This window comes from Halomonas sp. 5021 (assembly GCF_036663435.1).
Classification (GTDB): domain Bacteria; phylum Pseudomonadota; class Gammaproteobacteria; order Pseudomonadales; family Halomonadaceae; genus Vreelandella; species Vreelandella janggokensis.
This window is the reverse complement of the sequence record NZ_JAXOVU010000017.1, coordinates 46,151-54,628: the sequence shown is the minus strand read 5'-3', so window position 1 is coordinate 54,628 and position 8,478 is coordinate 46,151. Positions and strand designations below refer to the sequence as shown.

General features: G+C 59.0%; 6 protein-coding genes. 4 read left to right on the top strand and 2 right to left on the bottom strand.

Translation table 11 applies throughout. From position 1 onward, the window contains the following. The 4 genes from R3F64_RS18070 to eno all read left to right on the top strand — a co-directional run. On the top strand, window positions 1–771 hold a 771-nt coding region (locus tag R3F64_RS18070), incomplete at its 5' end, for an IS110 family transposase (protein WP_332612923.1). A 228-nt stretch (window positions 772–999) separates the two neighbouring features. Further along, on the top strand, window positions 1,000–2,655 hold the full coding sequence (locus R3F64_RS18065) for a CTP synthase (RefSeq protein WP_085918912.1): 1,656 nt from the start codon (window positions 1,000–1,002) through the stop codon (window positions 2,653–2,655). 11 nt (window positions 2,656–2,666) lie between these two features. Beyond that, a complete protein-coding gene (gene kdsA, locus R3F64_RS18060) occupies window positions 2,667–3,530 on the top strand; it encodes a 3-deoxy-8-phosphooctulonate synthase (protein ID WP_253025365.1) in 864 nt (287 codons plus the stop codon). A 59-nt stretch (window positions 3,531–3,589) separates the two neighbouring features. Further along, the gene (gene eno, locus R3F64_RS18055) at window positions 3,590–4,879 is read left to right on the top strand and encodes a phosphopyruvate hydratase (RefSeq protein ID WP_085918910.1); all 1,290 of its coding nucleotides are present in this window, start codon (window positions 3,590–3,592) and stop codon (window positions 4,877–4,879) included. Between the two features lie 486 nt (window positions 4,880–5,365). Here the strand turns inward: eno and fdxA are convergent, their stop codons facing one another. Together fdxA and mutS are read right to left on the bottom strand one after the other, a co-directional pair. After that, a complete protein-coding gene (gene fdxA / locus R3F64_RS18050; RefSeq protein ID WP_066321307.1) occupies window positions 5,366–5,689 on the bottom strand; it encodes a ferredoxin FdxA in 324 nt (107 codons plus the stop codon). A 159-nt stretch (window positions 5,690–5,848) separates the two neighbouring features. After that, window positions 5,849–8,419 (bottom strand): DNA mismatch repair protein MutS, encoded by a 2,571-nt coding sequence (gene mutS / locus R3F64_RS18045; protein ID WP_085918909.1) that lies wholly within the window; start codon window positions 8,417–8,419, stop codon window positions 5,849–5,851. Between the last annotated feature and the right edge of the window lie 59 nt (window positions 8,420–8,478).

The following is an 8,478-nucleotide window of genomic DNA, read 5'->3' as shown; positions in this document are numbered from 1 at the left end:
TTAGCTTACTGGCTGCATGACGTTGGTGCCACCGTGTACGTACTGAATCCTGCCCAGGTGCGCCATCACGCCAAGGGGATGGGCGTCCGCAGCAAGACTGACCGCAAGGACAGCATGATGCTCGCCCGCTATGGGATCGAACGGAACCCTCAACCGTGGCAACCAGAGCCAACGGAGGTGAGAGAGCTAAAGCGTCTCATCAACCGGTTAGAAGCCGTAGAGGACGATCTGCAACGCGAGCGTAACCGCCTGGAGAAGGCCGAATTCAACACCGACACTCAAGCGAGCGAATCCATTAGCTATATGCTGGTCGCCCTTGAGCGAGAAGTACAGCGGCTGCAGCAGGCGATCGCTGACCATTTCGAGGCGCATCCGCCGCTTAAACAGGATCGCAAACTACTCGAGAGTATTCCCGGTATCGGAAACGTCCTGTCAGCTCGCTTGGTCGCCACACTACGCAGTCGAGATTTTCGCAGTGCTCGACAGGCAGCCGCGTTCCTGGGCCTCGTACCGATACTAAAAGAGTCAGGTACATCGGTGAAATTACGATCCCATCTTTCCAAGGCAGGGGCGCCCGGCATCCGCCGGAAGCTTTATATGGCCGCCGTCGTATCGACCCGATGTAATCCTGATATCAGCGAGCAATTTGCACGACTCAAAGCCCGTGGTAAACCAACACTGTCGGCGTTGGGAGCGGCTATGCGGAAATTGGTGCATATCGCTTTCGGCGTGTTGAAGTCACAAAGTGAATATCGGCCGCAAGGGACATAAAGCCCCTTGCAGTTGGTATCGAGAGACGGTATCTACCACCCCGTCTTGCGCGAGGCCATGTAGGAGCCCGACTTGTCGGGCGATCAGGCCATTGACTGGCTATCACCCTCGGCGCCTCGATCCCTCTTCCCGCCGTAATTGAGCCTTAGGTCGTACTCTGCTATTCTGTCGTCCCATCCTGGTGTGGCTTTCTGCCGTGCCTTCTGATCACGTTTCGACAGGTTTTTCATGACACGATATATCTTCGTGACCGGCGGCGTTGTGTCCTCTCTTGGCAAAGGCATCGCGTCGGCCTCGCTGGCGGCGATCCTCGAGGCACGCGGCCTTAAGGTCACCATGCTCAAGCTCGACCCCTACATCAACGTCGACCCGGGCACCATGAGCCCCTTCCAGCATGGCGAGGTATTTGTCACCGAGGATGGTGCAGAAACCGACCTGGACCTTGGCCACTACGAACGCTTTATTCGCACCAAAATGACCCAGCGTAACAACTTTACGACCGGGCGTGTTTACGAGCACGTACTGCGTAAAGAGCGGCGTGGCGATTATCTAGGTGGTACCGTTCAGGTCATCCCGCATATTACCGACGAAATCAAGCAGCGCGTTTATGCCGGTGGTGAAGGCTTTGACGTCGCGCTGGTGGAAATTGGCGGTACGGTCGGCGATATCGAGTCGCTACCCTTCCTGGAATCGATCCGCCAGATTCGCAGCGAACAGGGCGCCAACCGCGCGTTGTTCATGCACCTGACGCTGGTGCCTTACATCAAGACGGCGGGTGAAACCAAAACCAAGCCGACCCAGCACAGCGTCAAGGAGCTCCGCTCCATCGGTATCCAGCCGGACATCCTGATCTGCCGCAGCGAAGTCGAGTTGGAAGAGAGCGAACGCCGCAAAATCGCCCTGTTCACCAACGTTGAAGAGCGTGCCGTTGTGCCGCTGCAGGATGCCGATACGATCTACCGTATCCCGCTGATGCTTCACGAGCATGGGCTGGACGATATCGTCTGTGACAAACTGCGTCTGGAGGCCGGCCCGGCGGATCTTTCCGAGTGGGTGAAGGTCCTGGATGCCAAGCTTAACCCGCTGAAGTCGGTCAGCATCGCCATGGTCGGCAAGTACATGGAATTGCTCGACGCCTATAAATCGCTTAATGAAGCGTTGACCCATGCCGGTATCCAGGGGCGCATCAAGGTCAATATCGACTTCGTCGACTCGGAAGATATCGAGCGCCATGGTACCGAACGGCTGGCCGGTAAAGACGCCATCCTGGTGCCGGGCGGCTTTGGTGAGCGCGGCGTTGAAGGCAAGATCATGACCGCCCAGTTTGCCCGTGAAAACAAGGTGCCGTATCTGGGGATCTGCTTGGGCATGCAGGTGGCTGTGATCGAGTTTGCGCGCCATGTGGCGGGCTGGAAGGATGCCAACTCCACCGAGTTCACCCACGATACCCAGCACCCCGTTGTCGGCCTGATTACCGAGTGGCTTAACGCAGAAGGCAAAATCGAGCTGCGCGATGCGGCTTCCGACCTGGGTGGCACCATGCGCCTGGGCGGTCAGGTATGCCGCCTCGCGTCAGGTAGCAAGGCACGTGAAGCCTATGGCGCTGATGAAATCGTCGAGCGCCACCGCCATCGTTTCGAGGTCAATAACCAGTTTATCGATGACCTGGAAAAGGCCGGGCTGGTAATTTCAGGCAAGAGTGTCGACCAGTCGCTGGTGGAAATGGTCGAGCTTGCTGACCATCCCTGGTACGTCGCCTGCCAATTCCACCCGGAATTCACCTCGACGCCGCGGGATGGCCATCCGCTCTTTTCAGGCTTTATCAATGCCGCCGTCGAGCACAAAGCCGCAAGGGCACGTGCCCACGCGGCGCCTCAGGAATAACAGGGGGAAGCATGGCTTCTCAAGAGACATTCCAAGAGCACCATATCAACGTTGCCGGCCTAACTGCCGGCAATTCTTTGCCACTGATGCTGCTGGGGGGCATGAACGTCCTGGAGTCGGCTGAGCTGGCGGATGAAGTGGCCGAGACCTACGTCAAGGTGACGCAAAAGCTGGGCATGCCCTACGTCTACAAGGCGAGTTTTGATAAGGCCAACCGCAGCTCGATCCACTCCTACCGTGGACCGGGACTGGAAAAAGGCCTGCAGATCCTGGCGGACATAAAAGCCCGCCACGGAGTGCCGGTCATCACCGACGTCCACGAACCCTGGCAGGCCGCACCGGCAGCCGAAGTGGCCGATATTATCCAACTGCCAGCGTTTCTTGCACGCCAGACCGATCTGGTCGTGGCCATGGCCAGGACGGGGGCGGCGATCAATATCAAGAAACCGCAGTTTTTGGCGCCGCATGAAATGCGTCATATCCTCACCAAGTTCCGGGAAGCCGGTAACGACCGCCTGATGCTTTGCGAGCGGGGCACCAGTTTTGGCTATAACAACCTGATTGTGGATATGCTGGGCCTGGGCGACATGAAGCAAACCGGGTCGCCGGTGTTTTTCGACGTGACCCACGCACTGCAGCGCCCGGGTGGGCGTGCCGATAGCGCCGATGGGCGCCGTGCCCAGGTGGCGGAATTGGCTCGCGCGGGCGTCGCGGTGGGTTTGGCCGGGCTGTTCCTGGAAGCGCACCCGGACCCCGATAATGCCAAGTGCGATGGCCCCTGCGCTTTGCCGCTGGATCAGCTGGAGCCGTTTCTGACCCAGCTCATGCAGCTGGATGCGCTGGTGAAAGGCTTTGCGCCGCTGTCCATTCGCTGATGGCGCCGCCAAACGTGATACGTTAAACCTCCATTAGACCGACAACTAAGGACACTGTCATGACCAAAATCGTTGATATCCGTGCGTTGGAAGTACTCGATTCACGCGGTAACCCCACCGTTCAGGCAACCGTTCGCCTGGCAAGCGGTGCGGTAGGCGACGCCTGTGCCCCAAGCGGCGCCTCTACCGGCTCGCGGGAAGCGCTCGAACTACGTGATGGCGACAAGGCGCGCTACCTGGGTAAAGGCGTGCTCAAAGCAGTGGACGCGGTCAATGGCAGAATCCGAGAGGCATTGCTGGGGATGGACGCGCGCGATCAGCGTGGCCTGGACGACGCCATGCTTGCCCTGGACGGCACGGATAACAAGGCCAACCTGGGCGCCAATGCGATTCTGGCCGTATCGCTTGCGGCAGCTAAAGCCGCTGCCAATGCCAAAGGCGTGCCACTCTACGCGCACATCGCCGAGCTATACGGCCAGCCTGGCCAGTACCGCATGCCCGTGCCGATGATGAACATCCTGAACGGTGGCGAGCATGCGGATAACAACGTCGATATCCAGGAATTCATGGTCCAGCCAGTAGGCGCGGCCAACTTCCGCGAAGGCCTGCGCATGGGCGCGGAAATTTTCCACGCCCTGAAAAAGGTACTGTCGGCCAAGGGGCTTTCCACCTCGGTAGGCGACGAAGGCGGTTTCGCCCCCAACCTGGCGTCCAACGCTGACGCGCTGGCGGTTATCAAGCAGGCGGTTGCCGATGCGGGCTACTCGCTGGGCAGCGATGTGACGCTGGCGCTGGACTGTGCGTCTTCCGAATTCTACAAAGACGGTCAGTACAACCTTGCCGGTGAAGGCAAAAGCTACGACGCCCAGGGCTTCACTGATTACCTTGCAGGCCTGTGCGCGGACTACCCGATCGTGTCCATCGAGGATGGCATGGATGAATCCGATTGGGCGGGTTGGAAAGCGCTGACCGACAAGCTGGGCGATAAAGTGCAGCTGGTGGGTGATGATCTATTCGTCACCAATACCAGGATTCTCAAGCGCGGCATCGACGAGCAGATCGGCAACTCGATTCTGATCAAGTTCAACCAGATCGGTTCGCTGTCGGAAACGCTGGATGCCATCAAGATGGCCCAGGACGCGGGCTTTACCGCGGTGATTTCCCATCGTAGCGGTGAGACCGAAGATACCACCATCGCCGATTTGGCCGTCGGTACCTGTGCCGGGCAGATTAAAACCGGCTCGCTGTGCCGTAGCGACCGCGTTGCCAAATACAACCGCCTGTTGGTGATCGAAGATGAATTGGGCGACGTCAGCTACCCGGGGATCAAGGCCATTAAGGGCCAATAAGGCAAGAAATGGCAGTGGCTTTGTAAGAGATGTCTCAAGATTTTGTAAGAGATCTCTTACAAATGCCGTCGAAAATCGCTCGATAGATGTAAGAAAAACAGAAATTTTTCACTAATTAAATTTTAACTATCTGTTTTTAAAGGTGTTTATGAAAAAGGGTAGGCCAGCATGGCCTACCCTTTGTCGTTTTGGACCGCCTTGTGGTGTCAGCCGGTTCTGCCACAATGCTCATCAAGGACAAGGGAGGCAAGGATGTCCCCCAGGCAGGATGCAACGGGATGCAGGTTGGTGCGCCGGGTGAAACAGTGATGTAAGTCCTGGCAAGGACAGCACCAAAGGAAGTTGACACAGGGAGTGGTCAAGAGGAAGTGCTTGGAGCGGGCGGCCTACGGGCCGCCTTTTTTTATGCCTGCCGCAGGCATAAAAAAACCAGCGCAGTCGCTGGTTTCTAAAAGGTGTGCAATGGCGACTCGATTCGCGCATCACTTACCGTTCAAGCTTCTCCAGCTTGCCGCTTTTGCCATCCCACTCCTCGGCATCGGGCAGCGGGTCTTTCTTCTCGGCAATGTTGGGCCACACTTCTGACAGTTCCGCGTTGATTTCAATAAACTGCTCTTGTCCCTCGGGCAGTTCATCCTCCGAATAGATTGCCTCGGCAGGGCATTCCGGCTCGCAAAGCGCACAGTCGATACACTCGTCCGGGTGGATCACCAGAAAATTGGGGCCTTCATAAAAGCAGTCGACCGGGCAGACTTCTACACAGTCGGTGTATTTACATTGGATGCAGTTCTCGGTAACGACAAACGTCATCTTGCTATCCCTCTTGCGGGACCAAGGGGACGCCCTTGGTCGTGGTCAATCGTGAATGGTTATAAATCAGCCGTTTTTTATAAGCTAAAAAGTATGGGCGACATTCTAGAGGTGCCCTAAGGCCGCGGCAAGCGCCGTGGCGATGTTCTGTTACGCGAATTAAAGCAGCTCGCGCCATTGATATAGCAGCGACAGAGCCTCTCGTGGCGATAAACCATCCACATCCGCGTTTTCCAGCGCCTCCACCACCGGATGAGGTGCGCTGGCAAACAAATCATTCTGTTGAGGTGCGGCCGTTTGAGACAGCGGCATTTGACGCTGTTCCTCAACGTCGCGCTGTTCAAGGGTAACCAGCTTTTCACGCGCCCGCTGGATGACCTGGCTGGGCACCCCGGCGAGTTGGGCGACCTGCAAGCCGTAACTCTGGCTGGCGGGCCCTGACTCGATACGGTGCATGAAGACGATATTGTCGCCATGCTCGGTAGCGGTTAAGTGAATATTGGCCACGCCGTCGGCCTGGTCGGGTAGCCCGGTCATTTCAAAGTAGTGGGTCGCGAATAGCGTCAAGGCGCGGGCACTGGCCAGATGCTCTGCACTTGCCCACGCCAGTGACAGACCATCAAAGGTGCTGGTGCCGCGGCCGATCTCGTCCATCAGCACCAGGCTGTGCTCGGTGGCATTGTGCAGGATATTGGCGGTCTCGGTCATTTCGACCATGAAGGTCGAGCGTCCGCCCGCCAGGTCATCCGAAGAGCCGATGCGGGTAAAGATACGGTCGACGGGGCCTATTTCGGCAGCGTCCGCCGGGACAAAGCTGCCGCTGTGGGCCAGCAGTGCAATCAGCGCGGTTTGCCGCATGTAGGTTGATTTACCCCCCATGTTGGGGCCAGTGATAATCAGCATGTGCTGCTCGGGGGTGAGGGTCACATCGTTGGGCACGAAGGGATGATCACTCACCTGCTCGACCACCGGGTGACGACCGGCGTGGATGGTCAGACCGGTGGCCTCCACCAGGGTTGGGCGTACCCAGTTGAGTGCTTCGGCGCGTTCGGCAAAGGCGCACAGCACATCCAGCTCGGCCAGCGCCTGGGATGTCCGCTGCAGTGCGTTGAGATCCTCGTTGAGCTCGTTGAGCAGCTGGTCATAAAGCCACTTTTCCCGGCTTAGCGCGCGGGATTTCGCCGACAGCGCTTTATCTTCGAACTCTTTAAGCTCGGGGATGATAAACCGCTCGGCATTTTTCAGCGTCTGGCGGCGAATATAGTCGGCCGGGGCCTGCTGGGCCTGGGCCCGGGGCAGTTCGATAAAGTAGCCATGCACGCGGTTATAGCCGACCTTCAGGTTGGCAAGGCCGGTGCGCTCGCGCTCGCGCTGTTCCAGTTGAACCAGATAGTCGCCGGCGTTCTCGGCCAGGCCGCGGTGTTCATCCAGCTCAGCGTCGTACCCCTGGGCGATGACGCCGCCGTCGCGGATTACCACCGGCGGATTGTCGATCAGCGCTCGCTGGAGCGTATCGGTTATCTCCGGGTAGGGGCGAATATGCGGGCGCAGGCTATCCAGCAGGCTGCCGTTTTCGACCTCACCCAACTGCTGCTCCAGCGTGGGCAGCGTGGCCAGGGCATCGCGCAGACGCGCCAGGTCACGTGGACGGGCGCTATACAGCGCCACCCGGGCAAGAATACGTTCGACGTCACCCACGTCGTTTAGGGTATCGCGGATGGCCAGGTAGTTGGCGTCCAGGCTTAATAGCGCAACGCCTGCCTGGCGACCCTGAATGACGTCGCGTTGGCGCAGCGGTCGATTCAGCCAGCGCTTCAGCAGGCGCGAGCCCATTGCCGTTGTGCAGGTATCCAGAACGCTTGCCAGGGTGTTGTCAGTCCCGCCCCCGAGGTTGATATCGATTTCCAGATTGCGTCGGCTGGCGGCATCGATCACCACCGCGTCGTCACGGTTCTCGACGCTGATGGCCGTCACGTGGGGCAGGCGTGAGCGCTGGGTGTCCCGCGCGTAGTCGATCAGCACGCCGGCGGCGACCAGCGCTGTGGTCAAGTGGGCGCAGCCAAAGCCGCGTAAGTCCTGCACCTCGAACTGGTCGCACAAACTGCGCGTCGCACTCTGCAGGTCAAACAGCCACTCCCCCTGGCGGCGCAGGCCACGGGTCTGCGACCATGCGTCGGGCAGGGTAAGGCTTTCGGGGACCAGCAACTCAGCCGGCGATAACCGCGTCAACTCGGCCAGCATCTCGGCTTCACCGTCGACTTCCAGCACGCTAAAGCGGCCGCTGGAAAGCTCAAGCCAGGCCAGCCCCCACTGTTCGTTGCCGGGCGCAACGGCCACCAGTACGTTATCGCGCCGGGCGTCCAGCAAGGCCTCGTCGTGCAGGGTGCCGGGCGTGACAATACGCACAACCTGGCGATCAACGGGGCCTTTGCTGGTAGCCGGGTCGCCAATCTGTTCGCAGATGGCAACGGATTCGCCAGCGGCGACCAGGCGTGCCAGGTAGCCTTCGGCACTATGATAGGGCACGCCCGCCATGGGGATGGGCTTGCCGCCCGACTGGCCGCGCTGGGTCAGGGTGATATCCAGCAGCGCAGCGGCGCGCTTGGCATCGTCGAAAAACAGCTCGTAAAAGTCCCCCATTCGGTAAAACAGCAGTACCTCGGGGTGCTCGCGTTTGATCTTCAAATATTGCGCGATCATTGGCGTGTGCGCGGGGCTGGCCTGTGACATGGACGTCCTAATTGAGCGGGGCGCAAGCGCGTGGAACTTGCTGCCTGTTCTTTGAGCAA